The 26,870-nt window shown below is 70.5% G+C and carries 26 protein-coding genes; 20 read left to right on the top strand and 6 right to left on the bottom strand.

Annotation, left to right across the window (positions count from 1 at the left end; translation table 11 throughout):
- Window positions 1–3: 3 nt before the first annotated feature.
- The 12 genes from BM066_RS08650 to BM066_RS08595 all read left to right on the top strand — a co-directional run bounded on the left by BM066_RS08650 (window position 4) and on the right by BM066_RS08595 (window position 12,635).
- Window positions 4–726: a CoA transferase subunit A gene (locus BM066_RS08650; protein WP_089926349.1), complete on the top strand. Its 723-nt coding sequence runs from the start codon at window positions 4–6 to the stop codon at window positions 724–726.
- A complete protein-coding gene (locus BM066_RS08645; protein ID WP_089926347.1) occupies window positions 726–1,385 on the top strand; it encodes a CoA transferase subunit B in 660 nt (219 codons plus the stop codon). The genes BM066_RS08650 and BM066_RS08645 overlap by 1 nt, the downstream gene beginning before the upstream one ends.
- Entirely contained in the window at window positions 1,382–2,581 is a 1,200-nt protein-coding gene (gene pcaF / locus BM066_RS08640) for a 3-oxoadipyl-CoA thiolase (RefSeq protein ID WP_089926344.1), read from the top strand. The genes BM066_RS08645 and pcaF overlap by 4 nt, the downstream gene beginning before the upstream one ends.
- A 9-nt stretch (window positions 2,582–2,590) precedes the next feature.
- Window positions 2,591–3,319, top strand: a complete 729-nt coding sequence (pcaH, locus tag BM066_RS08635) for a protocatechuate 3,4-dioxygenase subunit beta (protein WP_369823239.1) — start codon at window positions 2,591–2,593, stop codon at window positions 3,317–3,319.
- Window positions 3,309–3,998, top strand: a complete 690-nt coding sequence (gene pcaG, locus BM066_RS08630) for a protocatechuate 3,4-dioxygenase subunit alpha (protein ID WP_089926340.1) — start codon at window positions 3,309–3,311, stop codon at window positions 3,996–3,998. Before pcaH ends, pcaG begins: the two co-directional genes overlap by 11 nt.
- A gap of 15 nt (window positions 3,999–4,013) precedes the next feature.
- On the top strand, window positions 4,014–5,165 hold the full coding sequence (gene pcaB / locus BM066_RS08625; RefSeq protein WP_255367529.1) for a 3-carboxy-cis,cis-muconate cycloisomerase: 1,152 nt from the start codon (window positions 4,014–4,016) through the stop codon (window positions 5,163–5,165).
- Window positions 5,165–6,346: a bifunctional 3-oxoadipate enol-lactonase/4-carboxymuconolactone decarboxylase PcaDC gene (gene pcaD / locus BM066_RS08620; protein WP_089926337.1), complete on the top strand. Its 1,182-nt coding sequence runs from the start codon at window positions 5,165–5,167 to the stop codon at window positions 6,344–6,346. Before pcaB ends, pcaD begins: the two co-directional genes overlap by 1 nt.
- A gap of 57 nt (window positions 6,347–6,403) precedes the next feature.
- On the top strand, window positions 6,404–7,618 hold the full coding sequence (gene mhpT, locus BM066_RS08615) for a 3-(3-hydroxy-phenyl)propionate transporter MhpT (protein WP_089926334.1): 1,215 nt from the start codon (window positions 6,404–6,406) through the stop codon (window positions 7,616–7,618).
- Window positions 7,619–7,690: 72 nt separating this feature from the next.
- Window positions 7,691–9,901, top strand: a complete 2,211-nt coding sequence (locus tag BM066_RS08610) for a penicillin acylase family protein (protein WP_255367528.1) — start codon at window positions 7,691–7,693, stop codon at window positions 9,899–9,901.
- 58 nt (window positions 9,902–9,959) lie between these two features.
- Complete coding sequence (locus BM066_RS08605) at window positions 9,960–10,409, top strand: hypothetical protein (RefSeq protein ID WP_089926331.1); 450 nt, start codon at window positions 9,960–9,962, stop codon at window positions 10,407–10,409.
- 13 nt (window positions 10,410–10,422) lie between these two features.
- Window positions 10,423–10,812: a hypothetical protein gene (locus BM066_RS08600; RefSeq protein WP_089926328.1), complete on the top strand. Its 390-nt coding sequence runs from the start codon at window positions 10,423–10,425 to the stop codon at window positions 10,810–10,812.
- A 248-nt stretch (window positions 10,813–11,060) separates the two neighbouring features.
- Window positions 11,061–12,635 carry a carboxylesterase/lipase family protein gene (locus BM066_RS08595; protein WP_089926325.1) on the top strand — a complete coding sequence of 525 codons (1,575 nt, stop codon included), beginning with the start codon at window positions 11,061–11,063 and terminating at the stop codon, window positions 12,633–12,635.
- Window positions 12,636–12,742: 107 nt separating this feature from the next.
- Here the strand turns inward: BM066_RS08595 and BM066_RS08590 are convergent, their stop codons facing one another.
- The 3 genes from BM066_RS08590 to BM066_RS08580 all read right to left on the bottom strand — a co-directional run bounded on the left by BM066_RS08590 (window position 12,743) and on the right by BM066_RS08580 (window position 16,457).
- On the bottom strand, window positions 12,743–13,972 hold the full coding sequence (locus tag BM066_RS08590) for an argininosuccinate synthase (protein WP_089926322.1): 1,230 nt from the start codon (window positions 13,970–13,972) through the stop codon (window positions 12,743–12,745).
- A 148-nt stretch (window positions 13,973–14,120) separates the two neighbouring features.
- Window positions 14,121–14,483: a DUF1648 domain-containing protein gene (locus BM066_RS08585; protein WP_089926319.1), complete on the bottom strand. Its 363-nt coding sequence runs from the start codon at window positions 14,481–14,483 to the stop codon at window positions 14,121–14,123.
- 3 nt (window positions 14,484–14,486) lie between these two features.
- Window positions 14,487–16,457, bottom strand: a complete 1,971-nt coding sequence (locus tag BM066_RS08580) for a potassium transporter Kup (protein WP_089926316.1) — start codon at window positions 16,455–16,457, stop codon at window positions 14,487–14,489.
- A gap of 171 nt (window positions 16,458–16,628) precedes the next feature.
- On the opposite strand from BM066_RS08580, the gene BM066_RS08575 reads away from it, so the two are divergent.
- On the top strand, window positions 16,629–17,066 hold the full coding sequence (locus BM066_RS08575; protein ID WP_089926314.1) for an Rrf2 family transcriptional regulator: 438 nt from the start codon (window positions 16,629–16,631) through the stop codon (window positions 17,064–17,066).
- A gap of 6 nt (window positions 17,067–17,072) precedes the next feature.
- Here the strand turns inward: BM066_RS08575 and BM066_RS08570 are convergent, their stop codons facing one another.
- Entirely contained in the window at window positions 17,073–17,381 is a 309-nt protein-coding gene (locus BM066_RS08570) for a hypothetical protein (protein WP_089926310.1), read from the bottom strand.
- 214 nt (window positions 17,382–17,595) lie between these two features.
- Between BM066_RS08570 and BM066_RS08565 the strand changes: the two genes are divergently transcribed.
- Both BM066_RS08565 and BM066_RS08560 read left to right on the top strand, forming a co-directional pair.
- Window positions 17,596–18,201 (top strand): flavodoxin family protein, encoded by a 606-nt coding sequence (locus BM066_RS08565; RefSeq protein ID WP_089926307.1) that lies wholly within the window; start codon window positions 17,596–17,598, stop codon window positions 18,199–18,201.
- Window positions 18,202–18,381: 180 nt separating this feature from the next.
- Complete coding sequence (locus tag BM066_RS08560; protein WP_089926304.1) at window positions 18,382–19,182, top strand: SDR family NAD(P)-dependent oxidoreductase; 801 nt, start codon at window positions 18,382–18,384, stop codon at window positions 19,180–19,182.
- A gap of 5 nt (window positions 19,183–19,187) precedes the next feature.
- On the opposite strand, the gene BM066_RS08555 is transcribed toward BM066_RS08560, so the two are convergent.
- Window positions 19,188–19,883: a MarC family protein gene (locus BM066_RS08555; protein WP_089926301.1), complete on the bottom strand. Its 696-nt coding sequence runs from the start codon at window positions 19,881–19,883 to the stop codon at window positions 19,188–19,190.
- An 84-nt stretch (window positions 19,884–19,967) separates the two neighbouring features.
- Here BM066_RS08555 and pyrF point away from each other — a divergent pair, with 84 nt between their 5' ends.
- Complete coding sequence (pyrF, locus tag BM066_RS08550; RefSeq protein ID WP_089926298.1) at window positions 19,968–20,657, top strand: orotidine-5'-phosphate decarboxylase; 690 nt, start codon at window positions 19,968–19,970, stop codon at window positions 20,655–20,657.
- A gap of 2 nt (window positions 20,658–20,659) precedes the next feature.
- Here pyrF and BM066_RS08545 read toward each other — a convergent pair whose 3' ends face one another.
- The gene (locus tag BM066_RS08545; RefSeq protein ID WP_089926294.1) at window positions 20,660–20,860 is read right to left on the bottom strand and encodes a DUF1674 domain-containing protein; all 201 of its coding nucleotides are present in this window, start codon (window positions 20,858–20,860) and stop codon (window positions 20,660–20,662) included.
- Between the two features lie 69 nt (window positions 20,861–20,929).
- Here BM066_RS08545 and BM066_RS08540 point away from each other — a divergent pair, with 69 nt between their 5' ends.
- The 4 genes from BM066_RS08540 (at window position 20,930) to BM066_RS08525 (ending at window position 26,725) form a co-directional block, all read left to right on the top strand.
- Complete coding sequence (locus tag BM066_RS08540) at window positions 20,930–22,210, top strand: RsmB/NOP family class I SAM-dependent RNA methyltransferase (protein WP_089926291.1); 1,281 nt, start codon at window positions 20,930–20,932, stop codon at window positions 22,208–22,210.
- Between the two features lie 226 nt (window positions 22,211–22,436).
- Window positions 22,437–23,096, top strand: coding sequence for a ribulose-phosphate 3-epimerase (gene rpe, locus BM066_RS08535; RefSeq protein ID WP_089926434.1), 660 nt, complete (start codon window positions 22,437–22,439; stop codon window positions 23,094–23,096).
- A gap of 9 nt (window positions 23,097–23,105) precedes the next feature.
- Window positions 23,106–24,884, top strand: coding sequence for a heparinase II/III family protein (locus tag BM066_RS08530; RefSeq protein ID WP_089926289.1), 1,779 nt, complete (start codon window positions 23,106–23,108; stop codon window positions 24,882–24,884).
- A gap of 113 nt (window positions 24,885–24,997) precedes the next feature.
- Window positions 24,998–26,725: a PAS domain S-box protein gene (locus BM066_RS08525; protein ID WP_089926285.1), complete on the top strand. Its 1,728-nt coding sequence runs from the start codon at window positions 24,998–25,000 to the stop codon at window positions 26,723–26,725.
- The last annotated feature ends 145 nt before the right edge of the window (window positions 26,726–26,870 follow it).

Here is a 26,870-nt window from a genome sequence, read left to right as displayed (position 1 = left end):
CCCATGAAGTCCAAGATCTACCCGTCCGCCGCGGCCGCCCTGGAAGGCGTGGCCTTCGACGGCATGACCCTGATGTCGGGCGGCTTCGGCCTGTCGGGCAATCCCGAGACCCTGATCCCGGCCCTGAAGGACACCGGGGTGAAGAACCTGACCGTGATCAGCAACAACTGCGGGGCCGACGGCTTCGGCCTGTGGATGCTGCTCAACAACGGCCAGATCCGGAAGATGATCAGCTCGTACGTGGGCGAGAACAAGCTGTTCGAGCAGCTCTACCTGTCGGGCGAACTGGAGCTGGAGCTGAACCCGCAGGGCACCCTGGCCGAGCGCATCCGGGCCGGCGGCGCCGGCATCCCGGCCTTCTACACCAAGACCGGCGTCGGCACGGTGGTGGCGCAGGGCAAGCCGGTCGAGGCGTTCGAGGGCGAGGACTATGTCCGCGAGACCTGGCTGCGCGCCGACCTGGCGATCATCAAGGCCTGGAAGGCCGATCCGGAGGGCAACCTGATGTTCCGGATGACGGCCCGCAACTTCAACCCGGTGATGGCCACGGCCGGCAAGGTGACCATCGTCGAGGTCGAGGAGATCGTCGAGGCGGGCGAGCTGGACGCCAACACGATCCACACGCCGGGCATCTATGTCGACCGCATCATCCGCTCGACGATCAACGAGAAGCGCATCGAGAAGCTGACCACCCGCCCGCGTGAAGCGGCTCAGGAGCAAGCATAATGGCCTGGACCCGCGACGAGATGGCGGCCCGCGCCGCCCGCGAGCTGCAGGACGGCTTCTACGTGAACCTGGGCATCGGCATCCCGACCCTGGTGGCCAATCACATTCCCGACGGCGTGCATGTCACCCTGCAGAGCGAGAACGGCATGCTGGGCATGGGCCCCTTCCCCTACGAGGGCGAGGCCGATCCCGACCTGATCAACGCCGGCAAGCAGACGATCACCAAGCTGCCGACCTCCAGCTTCTTCGACAGCGCCCAGAGCTTCGCGATGATCCGAGGCGGCCATATCGACCTGACGGTGCTGGGCGCCATGGAGGTGGCCCAGAACGGCGACATCGCCAACTGGACCATTCCCGGCAAGATGGTGAAGGGCATGGGCGGGGCCATGGACCTGGTGGCCGGCGTCAAGCGGGTGATCGTGGTCATGGACCACGCCAACAAGGCCGGCGAGAGCAAGATCCTGGAGCGCTGCGCCCTGCCCCTGACCGGCCAAGGCTGCGTCGACCTGGTGATCACCGATCTCTGCGTCTTCGACCTGGAGCGGCGCGGCCCCAAGGGTGAGAAGAGCCTGAAACTCATTGAACTGGCTCCAAACGTTCGTTTGGATGAGGTCCGCGCCAAGACCCGCGCCGCCTTCGATCCGGGAGCCTTCCAATGACCACCGCCTATATCTGTGACGGAATCCGCACCCCCTTCGGCCGCTACGGCGGCGCGCTGGCCAAGGTCCGGGCCGACGATCTGGCGGCGATCCCGCTGAAGGCCCTGGCGGCCCGCAACCCGGGGCTCGATCTCGCGGCGATCGACGAGGTGGTGCTGGGCGGCGCCAACCAGGCCGGCGAGGACAATCGTAACGTCGCCCGCATGGCCCTGCTGCTGGCCGGCTGGCCGGTCGAGGTTCCGGGCGTCACCGTCAACCGCCTCTGCGCCTCCGGCCTGGAGGCCGTCGGCTACGCGGCCCGCGCCATCCTGTCGGGCCACAACGACCTGGTCGTCGCCGGCGGCGCCGAGAGCATGAGCCGCGCCCCGTTCGTGATGGGCAAGGCCGACAGCGCCTTCTCGCGCAACGCCGAGATCTTCGACACCACGATCGGCTGGCGCCTCATCAATCCGGCCATGCGCAAGGCCTATGGCGTCGACTCGATGCCGGAGACCGCCGAGAACGTCGCCGCCGACTATGGCGTGAACCGCGAAGACCAGGACGCCTTCGCCCTGCGCAGCCAGCGGCGGGCGGCGGCGGCCCAGGCCTCGGGCTTCCTGGCCGGCGAGATCACCCCTGTCGAGATCCCCGGCAAGGCCGGCCCCACGATCGTCGATCGCGACGAGCACCCGCGCGAGACCACGCTGGAGGCCCTGGCCAAGCTGAAGCCCATCGTCCGCGAGGGCGGCACGGTGACGGCCGGCAACGCCTCGGGCGTCAACGACGGCGCCGTGGCCCTGGTCATCGCTTCCGAGGACGCCGTGAAGCGCCACGGCCTGACGCCCCGCGCCCGCATCACCGGCTACGCCGCGGCCGGGGTGGCGCCGCGCGTGATGGGAATCGGTCCGGTCCCCGCCGTCCGCAAGCTGCTGGCCAGGACCGGCCTCTCGATCGGCGACTTCGACACCGTCGAGCTGAACGAGGCCTTCGCCGCCCAGGGCCTGGCCGTGCTGCGCCAGCTGGGCCTGCCCGACGACGGCGCGCACGTGAACCCGAACGGCGGCGCCATCGCCCTGGGCCATCCGCTCGGCGCCTCGGGCGCGCGGCTGGTGCTGACCGCCCTGCGCCAGCTGGAAGCGACCGGCGGCCGGCGCGGCCTGGCCACCCTCTGCATCGGCGTCGGTCAGGGCGCGGCCCTGGCCTTCGAGCGCGTCTAGGAGCGTCTGATGTCCCTGATCCTGCCCTATGCCCGCGAGGACGCCGGCCAACCGCCGTCGCTGCACCCGGGCTACGCCTCGACCGTGGCCCGCTCGCCGCGCCAGCCGCTGGTCGAGATCCCGCACACCCTGACCGAGACCACCGGTCCGGCCGGCTGCTGGGACAGCCTGATGGGCGGCGCCCTTGCCGACCTGACGACCCAGCACAAGGGAACGCCCCAGGGCCAGAGGATCATCGTCTCGGGCCGCGTGCTGGACGAGAACGGCCGTCCGGTCCCCAACACGGTGATGGAGATCTGGCAGGCCAACGCCGCCGGCCGCTACATCCACAAGAAGGACCAGTGGGACGCCCCGCTGGATCCGAACTTCACCGGCGCGGGCCGGGTCGTCACCGACGCCGAGGGTCGCTATCGCTACGTGACCGTCCGCCCCGGCGCCTATCCGTGGGGCAACCACCACAACGCCTGGCGGCCCTCGCACATCCACCTGTCGCTGCTGGGCCCGGCCTTCGCCACCCGCCTCGTCACCCAGATGTATTTTCCCGACGACCCGCTGATCGAGATCGACCCGATCGCCAACGCCGTGCCGACGCCGTTCCGCCAGCGCATGGTCTCGCGGTTCGACCTCGCCACGACCCAGCCCAACTGGGCGCTGGGCTATCTGTTCGACGTCGTGCTTCGCGGCCGCGAGGCGACGCCCCCAGACACCGAACATGGCGAGGACGACCATGACGACTGATCCGGTCAACCCCGCCCCCCGCCTGGACAACCAGGACCCGGCCCTGTTCGGCCAGACCCCGTCCCAGACCGTCGGCCCGTTCTTCCATTACGGCCTTCCCTGGAAGGGCGGCGCCGACCTCGTGGGGCAGTCCGACATGGGCGCGCGGCCGGAGCTCTTCCCGGAAGAGCACTACGTGCTGAACCGGTCGCCGCCGCGTGGCGCGGTCGGCGGCGAGACGATCGTCCTGGAGGGCGTGGTCTACGACGCCGAAGGCAAGCCCGTGCCCGACGCCATGATCGAGATCTGGCAGGCCAACGCGGCCGGCCGCTACGCCAGCCCCGACGACGATCGCCCGGACGTCCCGCTCGACGAGGGCTTCATCGGCTTCGGCCGCGCGGCCACCGACGAGAACGGCCTCTACCGCTTCAGGACCGTGCGGCCCGGTCCCGTCCCAGGTCCCGGCAACCGCCTGCAGGCGCCGCACATCGCCGTCGGCGTGTTCGGCCGCGGCCTGATCAAGCGCCTGGCCACGCGCATCTATTTCGAGGACGCGGCCGAGAACGACGCCGACCCGATCCTGGCCCTCGTGCCGGCCGAGCGCCGCGACACCCTGGTCGCCCGCAAGGGGCGGAATGACGCCTGGCGTTTCGACATCATCTTGCAAGGCGAGCGGGAAACCGTCTTCTTCGACGTCTGATCGAAAGGTTTCCGTTTGTCCCTGCTGCGCGATCTTCCCGCCTCGCCCCCCGCCATGCTGGCGGCCTTCGGCGACGAGGCCCTGCTGCGCGCGGCCCTGGACTTCGAGACCGCCCTGGCCCGCGCCCAGGCCGAGGTCGGCCTGATCCCGGCGACGGCGGCCGACGCCATCGCCGAGGCCTGCGCGCGGCCGCTGGACGTCGAGACGCTGGCCCAAGAGGCGGCCCACGCCGGAACCCTGGCCATCCCGCTGGTGAACGCCCTGCGCGGCCGGCTGCCCTCCGATGTCGCGCCATGGCTGCACAAGGGCGCGACCAGCCAGGACCTGGCCGACACCGCCCTGATGCTGCAGGCCAAGGCCGGCTCGGGGCTGGTCCGGGCCGAGGGCGCGCGGCTGTCCGACGCCCTGGCGATCCTGGCCGAACGCCACGCGGCGACGCCGATGCTGGGCCGCACCCTGCTGCAGCCCGCCCTGCCGATCACCTTCGGCCTGAAGGTCGCCGGCTGGCTGCGGGGCCTGGACGCCGCCCTCGCGCGCTTCGAGGCCGAGCAGGCCGCCGCGATCCGCCTGCAGCTGGGCGGCGCGGCCGGGACGCTGGCCGGCCTGGACGGCCAGGGACAGGCGGTCGCCGAGCGCATGGCGGCGCTTCTGGACCTGCCCGCCAGCGGGACGCCCTGGCACGCCCAGCGCGACGGCGTCGCCGGCCTGGCCTCCAGCCTGGCCATCCTGGTCGGGGCGGTCGGCAAGATCGCCGGCGACATCGCCCTGCTGGCCCAGGCCGAGGTCGCCGAGGCGTTCGAGCCGCGCGTGACGGGCCGCGGCGGTTCGTCGGCGATGGCCCACAAGCGCAATCCCACCGCCTGTCAGGTCGCCCTGTCCGCCGCGGTGCGTGCGCCGCACCTGGCCGCGACCGCCGTCTCCGCCCTAGCCTTCCAGCAGCACGAGCGCGGCCTGGGCGGCTGGCAGGCCGAGGGGCCGGTGCTGGCCGACCTGTTCCAGCTGGCCCACGGCGCCCTTTGCGCCATGGCGCCGGTCGTCGAGGGGCTGGAGGTCGATGCGGACCGCATGGCCGCCAACCTGACCGCCGCCGAGGTCGGAACCGACCTCGGCGAGGCCGAAACGCTGGTCGCCCGCGCGCTCGCCGAACACCGAAAGAAGGATCGCTGATGCCCTTCGCCATCTCGCACGGCGCCCGCATCTACTGGCGGCTGGACGGCGCCGCCGACAAGCCGGTCCTGGTGCTGCTGAACTCGATCGGCCTGGACCTTTCCCTCTACGACCTGGCCGTCCCGCACCTGACGCCCGATTTCCGCGTGCTTCGGCTGGACACGCGCGGCCACGGCGCCTCGGACGCGCCGGCGGGCGACTACAGCCTGGACCTGCTGGCCGACGACGTGCTGGCGGTCATGGACGCGGCGGGGATCGCCAAGGCCAGCCTCTGCGGCACATCGCTGGGCGGCATGATCGCCATGGAACTGGCCACGAAGGCGCCCGGGCGGATCGAGGCGCTGGTGCTGGCCTGCACCTCCCCAGCCATGGATCCGGCGGTCTGGGACCAGCGCCTGGCCCTGATCCGGGCCGAGGGCCTGGCCGCCATCGTCGAGATGGTGCTGGGTCGCTTCTTCTCCGACGGCTTCCGCGCGCGGCGCCCCGAGATCGTCGAGACCGTCCGGGCCGGCATCCTGGCCCAGAACCCCGACGGCTACTGCGGCTGCGGCGCGGCCATCCGCGACATGGCGTTGCTGGAGCGCCTGCCCGCCATCCGCGTCCCGACCCTGGTGATCACCGGAACCCTGGACGCCGCGACCCCCTTCGAGGGGCACGGCGAGCGGATCGTCGCCGCCGTCCCCGGCGCCCGCCACGCCGTGGTCGAAGGCGCCCACCTGCCCAGCCTGGAAGCCCCGATCGCCTTCGCCGGGGCGGTGCGCGCCTTCCTGGCCGAGGTCCAGCATGGAACCGCCGTCCGCGAGGCCCAGGACACGCTGTTCGAGGCCGGTCTGATCACCCGCCGCAAGGTCCTGGGCGACGCCTGGGTCGACAAGTCGCTGGCCGGCCGCACGCCGTTCACTGCCGACTACCAGGCGATGATTACCCGCTACGCCTGGAACGAGATCTGGGGACGCCCCGGCCTCGACCACCGCACCCGCCGCCTGCTGGTGCTGGCGATCTGCGCCAGCCTGGCCCGCTGGGAGGAGTTCCGCCTGCATGTCCGCGCCGGCCTCGAACAGGGCGGTTTCACCGAGGACGAGCTGAAGGAGGTGCTGATGCAGATCGCCATCTATGCCGGCGTGCCGGCCGCCAACACCGCCTTCACCGAAGCCGCCGAGGTCATGTCCAAGTTGGGCTGACGCCAATCAACAGATCGAACGAAAACGTTCGACGTCGAGGAAACCCCAGGAGAACCCATGCGCCACGGCGACCCCACCGCAAGCCCGCAGCGCGGCGGCCTGATCGCCGTCGCCCTCTGCTGCCTCCTAGCCCTGTTCGAGGGTTTCGACCTGCAGGCCGCCGGGGTCGCCGCGCCGCGCCTGGCGCCGGATCTGGGCCTCAAGCCCGAGGACCTGGGCTGGTTCTTCAGCGTCAGCACCTTTGGCCTGATGGCGGGCGCCGCCATGGGCGGCCGGCTTTCCGATCGCTTCGGCCGCAAGGTCACCCTGCTGGTCTCGGTGGCCGCGTTCGGCTTGCTGTCGATCGCCACGGGCCTGGCCACGGATCTCAAGAGCTTGCTGCTGGCCCGCTTTCTCACCGGCGTCGGCCTGGGCGGGGCCCTGCCCAACCTGATCGCCATCGTGGCCGAAAGCGTCACGCCCAAGCTGCGCAGCCGGGCCGTCGGCTTTCTCTATGCCGGCATGCCCTGCGGTGGGGCCGTGGCCGCCCTGGTCAGCCTGGCCGGGGCCGAGCCGTCGGACTGGCGGATGATCTTCCACGTCGGCGGCGTGGGACCGCTGCTGGCCCTGCTGCTGGCCATCCCGCTGCTGCCCAACCCGCCGAAGGCCCCGAGCGCGGCCGACGGTCGGAAATCGGGTTTCGTCGAGGCGATCGCCGGCGAAGGGCGGGCCTTAACCACCCTGCTGCTGTGGACCGCCTTCTTCCTGGCCCTGCTGATCATGTACCTGCTGCTCAGCTGGCTGCCGTCGCTGCTGATCGGCCGGGGCCTGAGCCGGCCCGACGCCGGCCTGGTGCAGATGGCCTTCAACCTGGCGGGCGCGGCCGGCAGCATCGCCACCGGCTGGCTGATGGACAACCGCCGGCGGCGGACCCTGACCATCCTGGGCGTGTTCGGCGCCTCGGCGGCCTCGGTGGCGGCGGCGGCCGGCGCGCCGGCCTCGCTGCTGGTCTATCTGGCGGTCGGCGCGGCCTTGGGGGCCACCGTCTCCGGCGTGCAGTCCACGGTCTACGGCCTGGCGCCGGGCTTCTATCCCGCCCGCCTGCGCGGCACGGGCGTCGGCGCCGCCGTGGTCATGGGACGACTCGGCTCGGCCGCAGGCCCGCTGCTGGCCGCCGCCCTGATCGGCGCCGGGCGCTCGTCCAACCAGGTGCTGCTGGCCCTGCTGCCGGTCATCGCAGCCGGGGGCCTGATCTGCCTCTGGCTGGCGGCTCGCCCTGTCGCGGAAGACTGACGCCCCGTCCGGGCCTGGACAACGGCAGGGCGGCGCCCGACGGTCCGGTCCCGTGAATCGGGAGGGCGCGTCTTGCATATCGGAAATCTGTTGCTGCTGTCGGCGGCCTGCGCGGCGCTGTCGGCGCCCGCCCTGGCGGCCTCGCCCGCCGCCGACCTGGCTCGCCAGCGCGCCGTCGCGGCCAGGGTCCAGATCGTCCGTGACGACTGGGGGATCGCCCATGTGCACGGCAAGAGCGACGCCGACGCGGTGTTCGGCATGGTCTACGCCCAGGCCGAGGACGACTTCAACCGGGTCGAGGCCAACTACCTGACGGCCCTGGGCCGCACGGCGGAAGCCGAAGGCGAGAAGGCCGTCTGGCAGGACCTGCGGATGAAGCTGTTCGTCGATCCCGCCGACCTGAAGGCCCGCTACGCCCAGAGCCCCGCCTGGCTGAAGGCGCTGATGGACGCCTGGGCCGACGGGCTGAACTTCTACCTGGCGACCCATCCGGCCGTGAAGCCGAAGGTCATCACCCGGTTCGAGCCGTGGATGGCGCTGAGCTTCACCGAGGGCAGCATCGGCGGCGACGTCGAGCGGATCTCGCTGGGCGAGCTGGAGGCGTTCTACGGCCAGCCGCAACGGCAGGCCTCGGCCGAGGTCCGGGCCCGGGAGTTCGCGCAAGGCGTCGCGTTCCGCGAGCCCACCGGATCGAACGGCTTCGCCATCGCCCCGTCCAACACCAGGGACGGCCACGCCCTGCTGCTGATCAACCCGCACACCTCGTTCTTCTTCCGCTCCGAGCTGCAGATGACCAGCGACGCGGGGCTGAACGCCTATGGCGCGGCGACCTGGGGACAGTTCTTCGTCTATCAGGGCTTCAACGCCCGCGCCGGCTGGATGCACACCTCCAGCACGGTCGACGTGGTCGACGAGTTCGCCGAGACCATCGTCCGCAAGGACGGCAAGCTGTTCTACCGGTACGGGGCCGAGGCGCGGCCGGTGACGACCTCGACCGTCGAGGTCGCCTACAAGGCCGCCGACGGGTCGCTGGCCCACAGAACCTTCACCGTCTATCGCACCCATCACGGTCCGATCGTTCGGGCGGCGGGCGACAAATGGATCGCCTTCGCGATGATGTACCGGCCGGTCGAGGCCCTGGAGCAGTCGTTCCTGCGCACCAAGGCCATCGACTACGAAAGCTTCCTGAAGGTGGCCGAGCTGAAGGCCAATTCCTCGAACAACACCCTGTTCGCCGACGACAAGGGCGAGGTGGCCTATCTGCATCCACAGTTCATCCCGCGCCGCGACGACCGCTTCGACTACACCAAACCGGTCGACGGCTCGGACCCGGCCACCGACTGGAACGGCCTGCACGCCCTGTCCGAGGCGCCCCACCTGAAGAACCCGCCCAACGGCTGGCTGATGAACACCAACAACTGGCCCTATTCGGCGGCCGGCCCCTACAGCCCCAAACAGGCCGACTATCCGCGCTACATGGACAGCGTCGGCGAGACGCCGCGCGGGGTCCACGCCACGCGGGTGCTGAGCGCCCGCAAGGACTTCAGCCCGCCGACCCTGGTCGAAGCGGCCTACGACCCCTACCTGACCGCCTTCGCCGACCTGATCCCGACGCTTTCCAAGGCCTATGACGCGACGCCCGACCACGATCCGGTCAAGGCCCGGCTCGCGGCCCAGATGGCGGCGCTGAAGGCCTGGGACCTGAAGTGGTCGGAAGGCTCGACCGAGACCTCGCTAGCGGTGTTCTGGGGCGAGGCTCTGTGGGCGAAGTCGGCGGCCGAAGCCAGGACCCAGGGCGTGTCGGTCTACAAGTACATGGCCGAGCGCACGACGCCGGCCCAGAAGCTGGCGGCCCTGGCCGAGGCCTCGGACCGCCTGGCGGCCGACTTCGGCGACTGGCGCACGCCCTGGGGTCAGATCAACCGCTTCCAGCGCAACGACGGCGCCATCGTCCAGACCTTCGACGACCGCAAGCCCTCGATCCCCGTGCCGTTCACCTCGGGCCAGTGGGGCTCGCTGGCCTCGTTCGGGGCCAAGCGCTATCCGGGCACGAAGAAGTACTACGGGACCGGCGGCAACAGCTTCGTGGCCGTGGTCGAGTTCGGGCCGAGGGTGAAGGCCCTGGCGGTGTCGGCCGGCGGCGAGAGCGGCGACCCGGCCTCCCGGCATTTCGCCGACCAGGCCCAGCGCTACGCCAAGGGCGACCTGCGGGCGGTCTATTTCTATCCGGACCAGCTGAACGGCCATGTCGAGCGGACCTATCGGCCGGGCGAGGCCCGATGAGCGACTGCTTGAGTCCGGCGCGATCACCACCCGTGATTGGCCTTGGGGGAGGCGCCGCATGACCATCGTTTCCGTGATCCGCGCCTCCGGCGTCGCCGGCCTGGCCCTGATCCTGAGCGCCTGCGCGCTGTTCGCGCCGCCCTATGACGCGACCCTCGACCAGAAGACCACCGCCGCCTACGAGAGCGTGGCCAAGTTGGCGGCCCAGGCCGAGATGGGGCTCTACCAGGACAAGGCGACCTATCCGGGCGCGGTCGACACCTACGCCACCATCCAGGGCGCCCTGGCCGTGGTCGCCGTACGCGCCGCCTCGGCGCCCGTGGCCGGCAGGCGGGCCGAGGACGCGCGCGGCGCCACCGTCGGCTTCATCAAGGGCTGCAGCGCCCAGGTCTCGGGCCTGGCGACGCTGCACAGGACCTACGGCCTGGTTCCGGGAACCGGCGCCACCACGGCCATGATGATCAGCTGCGACCAGGCGGCCAAGGCCGTCGGCGCCATGAAGAACTAGAGGGCGGGAACCGATGGTCGACTTCGCGAGCCTGGACATCGACAACGTGGACGACCTGGTCTCGGCGCTGGAGGACGAACTGGGCGGGGTGTCCACCCAGTGGTGGAACGCCAACAAGTCGGTGGTGGCCGGCTACCTGCGCAGCCTGGCCGAGGCGACCATGCAGACGCGGGTGGCCCTGGCCAACCACCAGATCCCGGCCGAGGCGGCCGACATGATCATGCGCAACCAGCAGCTGGCCTTCAACCAGACCCTGCAGTTCACCAAGTTCATGACCCTGGTCCTGGCCCAGCAGCTGCTGGACGCGGCGTTCCGGCTGATCGGCTGGGTGATCTACAACAAGACCGGCGTGAACCTGGCGCCCAGCCTGGTGCAGCCGACGGCCGGGCCGGCGACGGCCTGACAAACGGAACACCGCCCTGATCCGGGCCGCGAAAACGGATCGACGCCTGGTGTCAGGGCGCGAGGGTCGCCGGCCTCGGAAACCGGCCGGCCAATTCAGCTGATGCGGCCGTCAGTGAAATCGAAGACGGATATCTCGGTCGGCATGTTATGGGCCGTCTGTTTGCGATGGAATCTCGCGAACAAAAACAAGCCGGTCGATGACGGGGCCGGAAGACGCCGCAGGGGGAAATCGTGAAGCGTTTGGGGATGAGGACCGCTGTCGCCGGCCTCTTGAGCCTGTTCTTTTCTCACGCCAGCTACGCCTTGCCGGCGACCCAGCCCGTGAAGGTGACCGGAGGCGCGATCGTGGGATCGCAGAACGGCGGCCTCAATGAATATTTCGGGATCCCGTTCGCGGCGCCGCCCCTGGGCGACCTCCGCTGGCGGCCGCCGCAACCCGTCGTCGCGTGGGAGGGCCAAAGGCCGACGCGGGATTTCGCCCCGGCCTGCGCCCAGACGGCGACCTGGGTTCCAAACCCCAAGAGCGAAGACTGCCTGTATTTGAACGTGTGGGCGCCGGCCAAGGCCGAGAAACTGCCGGTCATCGTGTGGATCCACGGCGGCGCCATGGACAGCGGCGCCGCCGCCGTGCCCGTGCAGAACGGCGCCAATCTGGCCAGGCGCGGGGCCATCGTGGTCACCCTCAGCTACCGTCTCGGCATATTCGGGTTCTATGCGTCTCCCGAATTGAGCGCCGAGTCGCCGGAGCACGTGTCCGGAAACCAGGGCATTCTCGACCAGATCGCGGCCCTGCGCTGGGTGAGGACGAACATCGCGGCCTTCGGCGGCGATCCCGACCGCGTGACGATCATGGGCGAATCCTCGGGAGGTGAATCGGTCGCTGTGCTGGTCGCGTCTCCTTTGGCGAAGGGCCTGTTTCAGCGGGCCATCGCCGCGAGCGGAAACGATGCGATGCCGATCAACCCCGAGGACGATCACCGCTTCGATCGGAACTCCACCGCCGAAGCAAAGGGCCTAGCCTTCGCCAAGGCCGTCGGGGCGGAACGTCTGGCGGACCTGCGCAAGCTGAGCGTCGAGGACCTGCAGAAGCAAGCCTGGCTGCCGCGCGTCTATGTCGACGGGCGCCTGCTGCGCTCGGACCTGACCACCACCTATCGCGATGGCGGCCAGAACGACGTGCCCCTGCTGGTGGGATGGACCGCCGAGGAGGGCAAGGACCTGATCGGGTTCTACCTCGACCCCAGCGCATCCACCGCCGCCGGGCGCCGCGACCAGATGGCCAAGCTCCTGGGCTATGCGCCGTCCGATCGATTGCTGGCCGCCTATCCCGGCCCGACCGATACGGAGGCCGCCGCCGCCATCAACCAACTGACCAACGACTGGTGGGGCTGGCGCATGGAGTATTGGGCCGCCCTGCAGGCGAAATACGGGCGCTCCAGATCGTACGTCTACTACTTTGCGCATCGCCCGGCGGAACCGCCGACGCCCTGTTCCTGGGGCTGCGGCGCCGGCCACGGCGTCGACGTCCAGTACATGTTCGACAATCTCGCCGTGGACCCGCGGTCCTGGGCCGCGGAGGATCGGCGGCTGGCGGACCGGCTGGCCGACACCGTGGTCCAGTTCGCGCGAACGGGCGGCCCGACGGGCGACGGGCTGCCGGCCTGGCCGGCGTTCGATGGGTCGAAGGCCTCCATCCTGCCGATCGGGAACGACGCCGAACTTCAGGCGCATCCGCTGCCGGATTTCTCGGTTTTCCCGCGACTGCCTGAGACGACGCCCCAAACCCGAGCGGCGCCCGCGGCCACTCGAAAGCGGAAGTAGGGCCGGGAACGGCGCCTGCTGACGCCTGACCTGGATCAAAAGCCGGTCCAAACAAAAAAGCCCCGCTGTCGCCGGCGGGGCTTTCTCGTGTCGAAGGACCGTAAAGCCTAGGCGTCGCGCTTGTCGCGCTTGGCCAGCACGCGCAGGCGCAGGGCGTTGAGCTTGATGAAGCCGCCGGCGTCGCGGTGGTCGTAGGCGACCTTGCCCTCCTCGAAGGTGACCAGGTCCTGGTCGTAGAGGCTGTAGGGGCTGGTGCGGCCGATGACGGCGACGTTGCCCTTGTAGAGCTTGACCCGCACCTGACCCGAGACCTTGGCCTGGCTGTAGTCGATGGCGGCCTGCAGCATCTCGCGCTCGGGCGAGAACCAGAAGCCGTTGTAAACGAGCGACGCATATTTCGGCATCAGCTCGTCCTTCAGGTGCATGGCGCCGCGGTCCAGCGTGATCGACTCGATGCCGCGGTGGGCGGCCAGCAGGATGGTGCCGCCCGGGGTCTCGTAGACGCCGCGCGACTTCATGCCGACGAAGCGGTTCTCGACCAGGTCCAGGCGGCCGATCCCGTTGTCGCGGCCCAGTTCGTTCAGCTTGGTCAGGAGGGTGGCCGGGCTCATGGCCACGCCGTCGATGGCGACCGGGTCGCCCTTCTCGAAGTCGATGGTGATGACCGTCGCCTTGTCGGGGGCGTCTTCCGGCGCGATCGTGCGCATGTGCACGAACTCGGGGGCCTCGACGGCCGGGTCTTCCAGGACCTTACCTTCCGAGCTGGAGTGCAGCAGGTTGGCGTCGACGCTGAACGGGGCTTCGCCGCGCTTGTCCTTGGCGATCTGGATCTGGTGCTTCTCGGCGAAGTCCAGCAGGGCCTCGCGGGACTTGAAGTCCCATTCGCGCCACGGGGCGATCACGTGGATGTCCGGCTCCAGGCCGTAATAGCCCAGCTCGAAGCGGACCTGGTCGTTGCCCTTGCCGGTGGCGCCGTGGCTGACGGCGTCGGCGCCGGTCTTGCGGGCGATCTCGATCTGCTTCTTGGCGATCAGCGGACGAGCGATCGAGGTGCCCAGCAGGTACTGGCCCTCATAGACGGTGTTGGCCCGGAACATCGGGAACACGAAGTCGCGCACGAACTCCTCGCGCACGTCCTCGATGAAGATGTTCTCCGGCTTGACGCCGGCGGCCAGGGCCTTGGCCCGCGCCGGCTCGATCTCTTCGCCCTGGCCCAGGTCGGCGGTGAAGGTGACGACCTCCGCCCCGTACTCGGTCTGCAGCCACTTGAGGATGATCGAGGTGTCGAGGCCGCCCGAATAGGCGAGCACGACCTTCTTCACGGGCTTGCCAGCCATGAGGGGGTCCTTCCGAGAAACACAAAGTCGCAGCGTGTTTCTCCGGTGGAGAAACACAAGGTCGCGGGGCGTTTAGCGCGGTTTCGTGTCGATTGAAACGCAGGTGTTGGCCCGACCGGGGTCGATCGCCGCAAATCGCCTCCCGACCCTAGGAGTCGCCGTCGTCGCGCAGGGTCTCCATCACCTTGCGCAGATGGACCAGCTGGCTCAGCGCCAGGGCGGCGGCCAGGATCGAGCGCACGCACAGCACGATCACCGCGCCGACGCCTTCGGCCGTGAAGGTCAGCTGGGTCAGGGTGAACGACAGCAGGATGACGATCGCCAGGATCGGGATGGCCAGCAGGCCGACGGCCTTGGACACCCGCCAGGTCGGCTTGCCGTCCGCTCCCCACTGCATCGGGATCCGCGTCCCGTCCGGGATCCGCTTCCAGGCGGTCTGGGCCGTGGAGGCGATGATCGCCAGGGCGGCGATCGACAGGCCGTCGCCGAGGATGCGAAGGGCCGCTTCCATCGGCTAGACCGTCACCTGGGCGCCCAGCTCGACGACGCGGCCGGGCGGAATCTTGAAGAAGTCGGTCGGGTTGGTGGCGTTCTTCATCAGGAAGATGAAGATCCGGTCCTGCCACAGCGGCATGCCGCTGTTGGCCGAGGGCACGATCGAGCGGCGGCCGAGGAAGAAGCTGGTGGCCATGATGTCGAACTTCAGGCCCTGCTGCTTGCGCAGGATGGCCAGGGCCTTGGGCACGTTCGGGCTTTCCATGAAGCCGTAATAGATCTCGACCTTCTTGAAGTCGGCGTTGATCGCCTGGGTGCGGACGCGGTCCTCGTCGGCGACGCGCGGGGTCTCGGCGGTGCGGACGGTCAAGATCACGTTGCGCTCGTGCAGCACCTTGTTGTGCTTGAGATTGTGCATCAGCGCGACCGGGGTCATGTCCGGGTCGGAGGTCAGGAAGATCGCCGTGCCGGGAGCGCGGTGCGGCGCGCGGGCCCGCAGGATCTCCATCAGATCGACCAGGGGCACGCTGTCGCGGCGGGTCTTGTCGGTCAGGATCTGGGCGCCGCGCGTCCAGGTCCACATGATCAGCACCAGCACGGCCCCGAAGGCCAGGGGCAGCCAGGCGCCGTCCGGGATCTTCAGCATGTTGGAGGCGATGAACACCAGGTCGATCATCGCCAGCGGGATCAGCAGGGCGGCGGTCTGCCAGAGGTTCCACTTCCACACCAGGCGCAGCACCACATAGGCCAGCAGGGTGTCGACGAACATCGCACCGGTCACGGCGATGCCGTAGGCGCTGGCCAGCTTGTGCGAGCTCTGGAACATCACCAGCAGGATCAGCACCCCGACCAGCAGGAAGGTGTTGACCGAAGGCACGTAGATCTGCCCGGCCTGGGTCTCGGAGGTGCGCTTGATGTCCAGCCGCGGCAGCAGGCCCAGCTGCACCGCCTGCTGGGTCATCGAGAAGGCGCCGGTGATCACCGCCTGGCTGGCGATGACCGTGGCCACCGTGGCCATCAGCAGCACCGGCCAGTAGGCGAAGGTCGGGACCATGTCCCAGAACGGATTGTGCCGCGAGGCCGGATGGTCCAGCACCAGCGAGCCCTGGCCCAGATAGTTCAGGGCCAGGCAGGGGAAGGCCAGGTACAGCCAGGCGGCGCGGATCGGGCCTTTGCCGAAATGGCCCATGTCGGCGTACAGCGCCTCGGCGCCGGTCACCGCCAGGAACACGCTGCCCAGGATCACGAAGCCCAGGAAGCCGTTCTCCAGCAAGAAGCGCACGCCGTACCAGGGATTGAAGGCGCGCAGGATCGACAGGTCGTCGACCAGGTGGAACAGGCCCAGGGCGCCCAGGATCAGGAACCAGGCGGCCATGACCGGGCCGAACAGGGCGGCCATCCGATGGGTGCCCTTGGCCTGGACCAGGAACAGGGCCACCAGGATCCCGGCCGAGATCGGCAGCACATAGGCCGACAGGGCGTGGCCGACGTGCGGCGCATCCTTCATGCCCTCCACCGCCGACAGCACCGAGATGGCCGGGGTGATGATGCCGTCGCCGTAGAACAGGGCCGCGCCGATCACGCCCAGGAAGAACACCGCGGTCGAGCGCTTGTTGCCGACCTTGCCCAGCGCCTTCTGCGCGAGCGCCATCAGGGCCAGGGTGCCGCCCTCGCCCTTGTTGTCGGCCCGCATGAAGAAGATCACGTACTTGATCGTGACGAACAGGGTCAGGGTCCACAGCACCAACGACACCACCCCCAGCACGGCGTGCTCGGTGGCGGTGGTGCTGCGCGAATGGGCCAGGGCCTCGCGCATGGCGTAGAGCGGGCTGGTCCCGATGTCGCCGAACACCACGCCCACGGCGCCGAGCGCGAGCGCCAGGAAGCTATGCCCTTTCAGGTCATGGCCGGCTTGCGGAGGGACGTCACACACAGCGGTGTTGGGGGCGGCGCTGTCGGAAGCGGGAGCGCCAGAGGCTTCGGAAGCCATTCAATCCCTCCGGGGTCGCCCTCGCAAAACGCGATGCGGAGCCCCATATCGATCAAGCGGGGCGCGATACACCCAATCCTGCTCCGGTTCAATCGCGACCTGAAGCCGGATGACAACGATAGTTTTTGGTTGAACGCACGAGCGACGCCCTTAGGGTCCTGTCATAGAAAAATGTCCGACAGTCAGAAATTCCCCGTCGCCGCGCACGCCCTGGCCTATCTGGCGCACAAGAGCGCCTTCTCGGCCGACCGCGCCGTGGCCAGCGCCGAGCTCGCCGCCTCGGTCCCGACCAACCCGGTCGTGGTGCGTCGCGTGACGGCCATGCTGGGCAAGGCGGGGCTGATCGGCGCGCGCGCCGGCGCCAACGGCGGGGCCTGGCTGCTCAAGCCGCCCGAGACCATCACCCTGGACGTCGTCCTTCGGGCCGTGAACGGCTGCGCCCACCTGGGCGTGGCCCCCAAGGGCGTCAAGGGCTGCCCGGTCGGCGAGAAGATCCCCGACGCCGTGCGCGGGGCGATGATCGCCGCTGACACGGCCGTCGCCGATCGGCTGTCGCAGATCTCGGTGGCCGACCTGCTGAACAGCGCGGCGGTCGAGGCCGCGGCCTAGAACGCGCTAGAAAACGTCCGTGTCGGCGGCGGGAGCCGGCTTCATGCCCGGCAGCGCCCGCCGCACCAGCACCCAGATGCCGGCGCCGATCGCCGACATGCCGGCGTTCATGATCAGCAGCATGGCCAGCAGAAGTACAAGCACGCCCAGGGCCTGGGCCGGATTGGTCGCCGGCGCGCCATTCATCTTGAACATCGTGGGCGAGGTCGCGACCATCAGCAGTCCCAACAGCGAGAAGGCCACCTGGCTGGTCGCCGCGACGGTGAATGTCACGGCGAACAGGCCGCCGAACGATGCGGATCTCAAGAACGGCATTGGATTTCCCCCAAACTCGCGCCGAGCTTGGAGAGGTCCGTCCGCCTTGTCGAGCTTCGCGCCATCGACGAGAGCGATATCGTCGCTGAATGCGCTTTCAGAATAACTGCACCACCTTCTGTTGCTGATCCCCTGGAAAGCCGCGACCCGTGACATAAGTAATCGACACGGTTTCAGTTGCGAGACCGCAACCATCTTTTCAGGGCTCGATCCAATGACCAAGGTCGCCATCGTTTATCACTCGGGCTACGGCCACACCGCCGTCCTGGCCGACAAGATCGCCGAGGGCGTCCGCGACGCCGGCCAGACCCCGGTGGTGCTGAAGATCGACAGCGCCGCCCAGGACTTCGCGCCGATCATCGAGCAGATCACCGAGGCCGACGCCGTCGTGTTCGGCGCTCCCACCTACATGGGCGACGTCTCGGGCGTGTTCAAAGTGTTCGCCGACGCCACCGCCGGGGTGTTCTTCACCGGCGCCTGGAAGGACAAGCTGGCCGCGGGCTTCACCAATTCGCACAGCTTCGCCGGCGACAAGGGCCACGCCCTGGAAAGCCTGACCATCCTGGCCGCCCAGCACGGCATGAACTGGGTGAACCTGGGCCTGGCCCCTCCCGGAGTCACCGCCGCCGAACGCGGCCCGGACACGATCAACCGCGTCGGCTCGTTCATCGGCCTGGCCGCCCAGTCGGACAACGCCTCGCCCGAGATCACCCCGCCGGCCGGCGACCGCGAAACCGCCCGCCTGTTCGGCGTCCGCATCGCCGAGGCCGCCGTCCGCTGGACGCGCGGCGCCCAGCCGGCTCTGAGCGAAGCTGCCTGATGAGGTCCGCCCGCCCTTCCTGATCCCCCAGCCTGAAGGACGGGCCCGCGGCGCTCCGGCGCCGCCGAGGGGGCGTTTGAGCCCGAGCGCCCCCTCCCCTCTTCCCCCGCCTTGAACCAAATCCCCGCCCGTGCTCGACTCCAGCCGAGTTTCACCGCTTCGCCTGGACTTGAGCCCCGCATGGCCCGCCGTCTCGCCCTGATCACCGGCGCCTCCGCCGGCATCGGGGCCGCCTTCGCCCGCATCTACGCCAGCCACGGCTATGACGTGGCCCTGACCGCGCGCCGGCTGGATCGGCTGGAGGCCCTGGCCGCCGAGATCCGCCTGCGGTTCGGCGTCGAGGCCTATCCGATCGCCGCCGACCTGGCCCAGCCCGACGCCGTCGACAAGGTGCTGGCCGCCGTCGAGGCCGAAGGCCGGGTGGTCGACGCCCTGGTCAACAACGCCGGCTACGGCCTGCCGGGCGCCTACGCCCAGACCCGCTGGGAGGACCAGGGCGCCTTCCTGCAGGTGCTGCTGGTCTCGGTCTGCGGCCTGACCCACAAGGTGCTGCCGGGCATGGTCGAGCGCGGCTTCGGCCGGATCGTCAACGTCGCCTCCCTGGCGGGCCTGGCGCCCGGCGCGGCGGGCCACACCCTCTATGCGGCGACCAAGAGCTTCCTGGTGAAGTTCTCCCAGAGCCTGCACCTGGAGACCCAAGGGGCCGGCGTCCACGTGTCCGCCCTCTGTCCTGGGTTCACCTATTCGGAGTTCCACGACGTCAACGGCACCCGCGCCCAGGTCAGCCAGAGCCTGCCCGCCTGGCTGTGGCTGGGGGCCGACGAGGTGGCCGCCGCCGGCTACGAGGCCGCTGAGGCCAACCGCGCCATCTGCGTGCCGGGTTCGCCCAACAAGGCCATCGCGGTGCTGGCCAAGCTGATCCCCGACGACTGGGCCCTGGCGCTGATGGCCAGCCAGGGCTCGCGGTTCAGGAAGATCTAACCGGCCTACCGATGCTCCGCGTACGGCGCCTTGGCGTCCTGGCGCACCAGGCCGCGCGTGGCGTCGCCCACGCCGATCAGCACGAACTGCACCGCCAGGGCGCAGAGGATCAGGCCCAGGACCCGCACCACGATGCTCATGCCGATCCGGCCCAGCACCTTGCTGATGATCGGCGAGGCCCAGAAGGTGGCCACCAGCACCACCGCCACGGCCGCGATCACCCCGCAGCCGATGGCCATGCCGGCCAGGCCGAAGGCCTTGGCCTCGCTGGCGTAGATGATCACCGTCGAGATCGCGCCCGGCCCGATCAACAGGGGCATGGCGAACGGCACGATCAGCCGCTCGAACCGCTGCTTGGCGTAGACCCGGGCCGATTGGCCCTCGATGCCCTCGGCCGCGTCGGCGAACATGGTGGTGAAGTCGTCGCGCACCATGTCCAGGCCCAGTATGAACAGGATGATGCCGCCGGCGATGCGGAAGGCCGGCATCGAGATGCCGAAGAATTCCAGCAAGCTGACGCCGGTGAAGTAGAAGAAGATCAGGAAGGCGGCGACGAACAGGCCGATATAGACCGCCACCATCCGCCGGCCGGCGGCGGCCGCCCCCAGGGTCGCGGCGGCGAACAGCGGCACGTTGCCGATCGGATCGATCAGGGCGAACAGGGCGACGAAGAAGTTGACGGCGAGCTCAGCCTGGCTCATTCGGGGTGCTTAGCCTTCAATTCGCGCGGATCCGCATCCTTCTTAGGGTGATGCGACCCCGCGCGCCACACCCGGGGAACGCCCATGACCGCTGATCCGCGCCTGATCCTGCCGCTCGACCTGCCCAGCGTCGCCGAGGCCCGAGCCATGGTCGAGACCCTGGGCGACGCGGTGTCGTTCTACAAGATCGGGCTGGAGCTGCTGGCCACCGACGGCATGGGCCTGGCGCGCGCGCTGAAGGGCGAGGGCAAGCAGATCTTCCTGGACTGGAAGCTGCACGACATCGGCGCGACCGTGGAGCGCTCGGCGCGGGTGCTGGCCGGGGCCGGCTGCGACCTGCTGACGGTGCACGCCGAACCGCAGGTGATGGCCGCCGCCGTCAAGGCCAAGGGCGGATCGAGCCTGAAGATCCTGGCCGTCACCGTGCTGACCAGCCTGAACGACGCCGACCTGATCGAGATGGGCTACGCCTTCAGCGCCCGCGACCTGGTCGCCCGGCGGATCCGCCAGGCGGTGGACTGCGGCGTCGACGGCATCGTCTCGTCCCCGCAGGAGGCCGCCCTGGCCCGCGAGATCGCCGGGCCCGACTTCCTGGTGGTGACGCCGGGCGTGCGTCCCTTCTGGTCGGCCAAGAACGACCAGGCCCGCGCCGCCACCCCGGCCGACGCCCTGAAGGCCGGCGCCAGCCACCTGGTCTGCGGCCGACCGATCACGGCCGCCAACGATCCGCGCGAGGCGGCGCTGAAGGTGGTGGCGGAGATGGCGGGGGTCTAGCCCTAGAAATCCACCGCCACGCCCTTGCGCTCCCAGTCGCCGAAGCGAGTCGGCTCGGGGCCGTCGCGGCCGCCTTCCTCGGTGGGCAAGGCCGCCGCATGCTCTGCCGCGCGGCGGGCGGCGGCCTCTTCCAGGGCTCGACGGGCGGCGGGCGTGATCGGCTTGTCGGGAGCCGCGCCGGGCGGCAGGTCTGTCTCGGACATGACCCCATTCCTAGCACCTTCGACGCCAAAAAGCTTGCGCTCGCCGTCGCCTCGGGGCACGGCGGGCGGGTGACTCAGGAACTCAACGACGGCCTCCCGGCACGGGAAGGCGCCCTCGCCCTCATCGACGCGGCCCTGTCGCGGCGCGGCGGCCTCGACGAAGCCGCCTCGGCCAACGCCTTCCGCTTTCTGGAACCGCGGGAGCGGGCCTTCGCGCGCGCCCTGGCCATGGCCGCCCTGCGCCACCTGGGCCCCATCGACCGCGCCCTGGCCGGCAAGCTGGCCAAGGAGCCGCCGCCGCGCGTGCGCAACCTGCTGCGCCTGGGCGCCACCCAGGCCTTCTTCCTGGAGGTCCCGGCCTTCGCCGCCGTGGCCACCAGCGTCGAGCTGGCCGGCGCCCACAAGGCCAGCCGACCGTTCAAGGGCCTGGTCAACGCCGTGCTGCGCGGCCTGCTGCGCGACGGCGCGCCCTCGGCCGAGCCCGAGCACCTGGCCCCGCCGTGGCTGTACGCCCGCTGGGCCGGGGCCTGGGGCAAGGCGACCGCCGACGCCGTCGCCGCCCAGATCGGCTTCGAGCCGGCCACCGACCTGTCGCTGAAGCCCGGCGCCGACGCGGCCGCCCTGGCCGGCGAGCTGGAGGGCGAGATCCTGCCCGGCGGCACGCTGCGCACCTCGCGCCGCGGCGACGTCTCGGCCTGGCCGGCCTTCGACGACGGGATCTGGTGGGTGCAGGACGCCGCCGCCGCCATCCCCGCCCGCCTGCTGGATGTCCGGCCCGGCCAGACCGCCCTGGACCTGTGCGCCGCGCCCGGCGGCAAGACCCTGCAGCTGGCCGCCGCCGGCGCGGCCGTCGTCGCCGTCGACCGCTCGGCCGCCCGCCTGCAGCGCGTCACCGAGAACCTGGCCCGCCTGAACCTGACCGCCGAAGTGATCGCCGCCGACGCCGGGGCCTGGGACGACGCGCGGACCTTCGACGCCGTGCTGCTGGACGCGCCGTGCTCGGCCACCGGCACCTTCCGCCGTCATCCCGACGTGCTGTGGGCCGCCCGCCCCGGCGACGTGGCCAGCCTGGCCGCCGTCCAGAGCCGCCTGCTCGACAGCGCCGCCGGCCGGCTCAAGCCCGGCGGCCGCCTGGTCTACTGCGTCTGCTCGCTGGAGCCCGAGGAGGGCGAGGCCCAGGTCGAGGCCTTCCTGGCCCGCCGCCCCGACATGGCCCTGGACCCGATCGCCGCGGAGGAAGGCGGCGCTCCCGCCGCCAGCCTGACCCCGCGCGGAACCCTGCGAATCCTGCCCCACCATCGCGAAGGCGGGTTGGACGGCTTCTTCGCGGCGCGGTTCGTGAAGACGTAACCACTCCCGCTCGTTGTCATCCCGGCCGAAGCGAAGCGCAGAGCCGGGATCCACCGGGCTGACGCGATGCGGCCGCCCCTGGATCCCGGATAGCCTCTGCGAGGCTTCCGGGATGACAACCTTTTGGCGTCAAGATCACGAACTTCTGGGACCGAAGACCGCCGCAAACCCCGACGCGGCCACGGGCTCGCTTGTAGCGCGAGCCTTAGCCCGCTAAGCCATGGGCATGACCGCGCCGCTGATCGCCCCGTCCATCCTCGCCTCCGACTTCGCCAAGCTGGGCGAGGAAGTCGTCGCCATCGAGGCGGCCGGCGCCGACTGGGTGCATGTCGACGTGATGGACGGCCATTTCGTACCCAACATCACCCTGGGCCCCGACATCGTCAAAGCCATCCGGCCGCACGCCAAGATCCCGTTCGACGTCCACCTGATGATCAGCCCGGCCGATCCGTACCTTGAGGCGTTCCGCGCCGCCGGGGCCGACCTGATCAGCATCCATCCGGAAGCCGGCCCGCACCTGCACCGCTCGCTCAAGCGCATCCGCGAACTGGGGGCCAAGGCCGGGGTGGTGTTCAACCCTTCGACCTCGATCGACCACGTCGAATGGATCCTCGAGGACGTCGACCTGCTGCTGGTGATGTCGGTCAATCCCGGCTTCGGCGGCCAGAGCTTCATTCCCGGCCAGCTGCGCAAGGTCGAGGCCCTGCGCCGGATGGTCGACAAGGCCGGCGCCGACATCATCATCGAGGTCGACGGCGGCGTCACCCCGGTCACGGCCCCGCAATGCGTGGCGGCGGGGGCCACGGCCCTGGTCGCCGGCTCTGCGGTGTTCAAGGGCGGGCCGGCCGCCTACGCCGACAATATCCGCGCTCTGAAAGGGGGCTGATCCAGCGGCATGGAGGGGGCTCCCGAGACAGGTTCCGCCCGTAAGTCCTCCGCCCTGGCCGGCGGCCCCCTCAGTCGCGCCCAGGGGGCCCGTGGCCGCGGAAAGCGCACCAAGGGCGTCTTTCTCAAGGCGCTGGGCGCCTCGATCAACGGCGCCCTGGAGCGCGAATGGTTCGGCTCGCCGCCCCACCGGGCGACGATCAGCCGGCCCCGCCCGGTCGGCCTGGCCGCGCACCCGCACGACCCGCGCCCCGTCGATCCCGAGCGCGGGCGACAGCTGCTGGAAGGCCTGATGGTGCTGGACGGCGGCGCCCTGCGGCTGGGCGAGACCGGCGACCCGTTCGACCAGCCCAGCCCCTCGCGCCAATTCGCCACCGCCCTGCACGGCTTTGACTGGTTGCCGCACCTGCTGGCCGCCGGCCCCGGCTCGGCCCGCCTGGCCCTGCGCCTACTGCAGGACTGGCGGCGAGTGTTCGGGACCTGGAACGTCTTCTCGTGGAGCGGCGAACGCCTGGAGCGGCGCACCTTCCACCTGGCCTGCGCGGCCCGCGCCCTGTCGCCCGAAGCCTCCGACGCCGAGATCTCGGCCATGGCGCTGGACATCGCCCGGGGCGCGCGCCAGTTGCTCAAGGCCTCCGACGCTCCCGACCGCAGGCTGGAACGGGCCGTGGTGGCGGCCATCGCCGGCTGCGCCCTGACCGGCAAGGTCAGCGACCGGCTGATGGCCCGAGGCCTCAAGCGGGTCGACGCCCTGCTGGACGCGGCCGTCCTGCCCGACGGCGGCCACGCCAGCCGCTCGCCGCAGACGGGGCTGGAGCTGCTGTTCGACCTGCTGACCCTCGACGACGCCCTGGGCCAGCGCGGCCGCCCCGCGCCCGAGAGCCTAGGCCGGGCCATCGACCGCCTGAGCTCGGCGGTGCGGTTCTTCACCCTGGCCGACGGCCGCCTGGCCGCCTTCCAGGGCGGCGAGGCGGTCGAGCCGCGACGCATCGCGGCGGCCCTGGCCCATGACGACCACGGCCCACGCCCGCCCCACTCCGCCCCGCACGTCGGCTACCAGAAGATGCAGGGCGGCAGCATTCAGGTGATGGCCGACGCCGGGCCGCCGGCCGTCGGCGCCCTCAGCGTCGCCGCCTGCGCCCAACCGGCCGCCGTCGAGATCGTGTTCGGCAAGGACCGGCTGATCACCAGCTGCGGCTGGAGCCCCGAGGCGACCGGCGCCAACGCCTTCCGGCTGTCCGCCGCCGCCTCGACCGTGTCGGTGGGCGACGGCTCGGCCGGACGGCCGCTGTCGGGCTGGCGCGCCGAGGCCCTGGGTCCCTGGCTGATCGACGGCGCCACCGACGTCGAGATCAAGCGCCACGACGCCGACGTCGGCGTGTGGCTGGACATCATCCATGACGGCTGGCGCCGCCTGGGCCTGACCCACGCTCGGCGCCTGTATCTCGACACCAAGGCCGACGAGCTGCGCGGTGAGGACAGCCTGATCCCGGTCGGCTCGGCCAATCCCGACGGCCCGCGCCGCTACTTGCCGTTCTCGGTCACCTTCCACCTGCACCCGGACGCCCGGGCTTCGCTGGCCCGCGACGGCAAGAGCGTGCTGATCAAGGGACTGTCCAATGTCGGCTGGTGGCTGCGCAACGACGCCGCCGACGTCAGCATCGCCCCCTCGGCCCATTTCGACCACGGCCACGCGCGGCGGGCCGGGGCCATCGTGCTGAAGAGCCAGGTCCGCCCCGAGAAGGGCGCCAAGATCCGCTGGAAACTGGCCCGGGCCGCCGACCACTAGGAAGGGCGTCCGCCTGCGACATTAGGTCCCACGCCCGCGCCGGGGGGCGGAATTCACAGTCCCGACCCCGTCCTGTAGCTGTTTTCGATCGCGTCGGCCGGAGGGAGGGGCGGATGTCCAACCTCGCCGCGCTGCAACCGATCCTGCGAACCGCGATCGATCCCGTGGTGGTCATGAGCCCCAAGGGCGTGATCCTCGACTGGAGCGCCCGCGCCGAAACGGCCTTCGGCTGGTCGCGCGAGGAGATCCTGGGCCGGGGCCTGATCGAGGTACTGGCGCCGCTGCGCCATCAGGCGACCTATCGCGAGATCCTGGCCCGGCGTCTGGCCTCGGCCGAGCCGCCGGTCGAACGCCAGAAATCCCAGCTGATGGCCGTGCGCAAGGACGGGGTCGAGATTCCCATCGAGGTGTCGCTGGCCGCGTTCGGGGAAGCGGACGCGACGGTGTTCCTCGGCTTCATCCGCGATGTCGGCGACCGCGTGGAGGTCCATGAGCGGCTGGCGGCCAGCGAGGCGCGGTTCCGGGCCGCCATCGGCGCGGTGGACGGCATCCTGTGGACCAACGACGCCTCGGGCCGGATGGTCGGCGACCAGCCCGGCTGGTCCGCCCTGACCGGCCAGACCCCGGAGGACTATCAGGGTTTCGGCTGGGTCGACGCGGTCCACCCCGACGACGCCGGTCCGACCGTCCGGGCCTGGAACGCCGCCGTCGCGCGGGGCGGCCCCTTCACCTTCGAGCACCGGGTGCGTCGGAGCGACGGCGTCTGGCGCGACTTCGCGGTCCGCGCCGTCGCCGTGCTGGAGGCCGACGGCTCGATCCGCGAATGGATCGGGGTGCACACCGACATCACCGAGCGCAAGCGCGCCGAGGAACGCCTGCGCGAAGGCGAGGCCCGGTTCCGGGCCATGGCCGATTCGGCGCCAGCGCCGGTCTGGATGACCTCGGCCGAAGGCGGGATCACCTTCGCCAACGAGGCCTTCGCCGAGTTCGCCGGCATGGACGCCGAAGCCCTGCTGGGCGACGCCTGGATCGGCATGATCCATCCTGACGACATCGCCGAGATCGGGGCCAAGCGCGCGGCGGCCCGCGGCGCGCCCGGGGGCCCCCGGCCCTGGGGCTTCGAGGGCCGGTTCCGCTGCGGCGACGGCGACTATCGCTGGATGGTGGCCAACGCCCGGCCGCAGATCGACTCCCGGGGCCAGTTCCAGGGCTATATCGGCATGGCCATGGACATGACCGAGACCAAGACGGCCGAGGCCCGCCAGCGCCTGCTGATCAACGAGCTCAACCACCGGGTCAAGAACACCCTGGCCTCGATCCAGTCGATCGTCCGCCAGACCCTGCGGGCGGACGAGACGCCGGTGCGGGTGCGCGAACGGCTGATCGAGCGGCTGCTGGCCATGTCGGCGGCCCACGACGTCCTGACGCGCGAAAGCTGGGAGGGCGCGGCGCTGGACGACATCGTGCGCCAGGGGGTGGCCCCGTTCGTCGACGATCGGGAGCCGGGTCGCGTGAGCATCGGCGGTCCCAGCCTGCGGGTCGGCGCCAGCACCGCCCTCTCCCTGGCCCTGGCCGTGCACGAACTGGCCACCAACGCCGCGAAGTACGGCGCGCTGTCGACACCGGCCGGCAAGGTGGCCATCGCCTGGGACCAGGCCGGCGAGGGCGGGGCGATCCTGACCTGGGTCGAGCGCGACGGCCCGCCGGTGACCCCGCCCGACCGCAAGGGCTTCGGGACCCGACTGCTGGACCGCGGCCTGTCGGCCGACCTGGGCGGCCAACCCAAGCTGACTTTTGCCGTCGAGGGCGTGCGCGCCGTGCTGCCCGTGCGGCTGGCCTAGGGTCCAATGCACTTTTTTCTTTCGTCGCGACCCGCGCGTCGTTTCGCCACGCCGGGCCGCGGCGCGAGAGCGGCGCGCCTGCAATGGTCAAGCTTAGCAAGTGTCGCAGGCGCCAAGCCTGCGCCGACGCGACGCATCGACACAA

Origin of the sequence: Caulobacter sp. UNC279MFTsu5.1 (assembly GCF_900114015.1) — a bacterium.
In the GTDB taxonomy this organism is placed as follows: domain Bacteria; phylum Pseudomonadota; class Alphaproteobacteria; order Caulobacterales; family Caulobacteraceae; genus Caulobacter.
The sequence above is the reverse complement of the archived record's forward strand: the minus strand, read 5'-3'. Positions and strand labels throughout refer to the sequence as shown.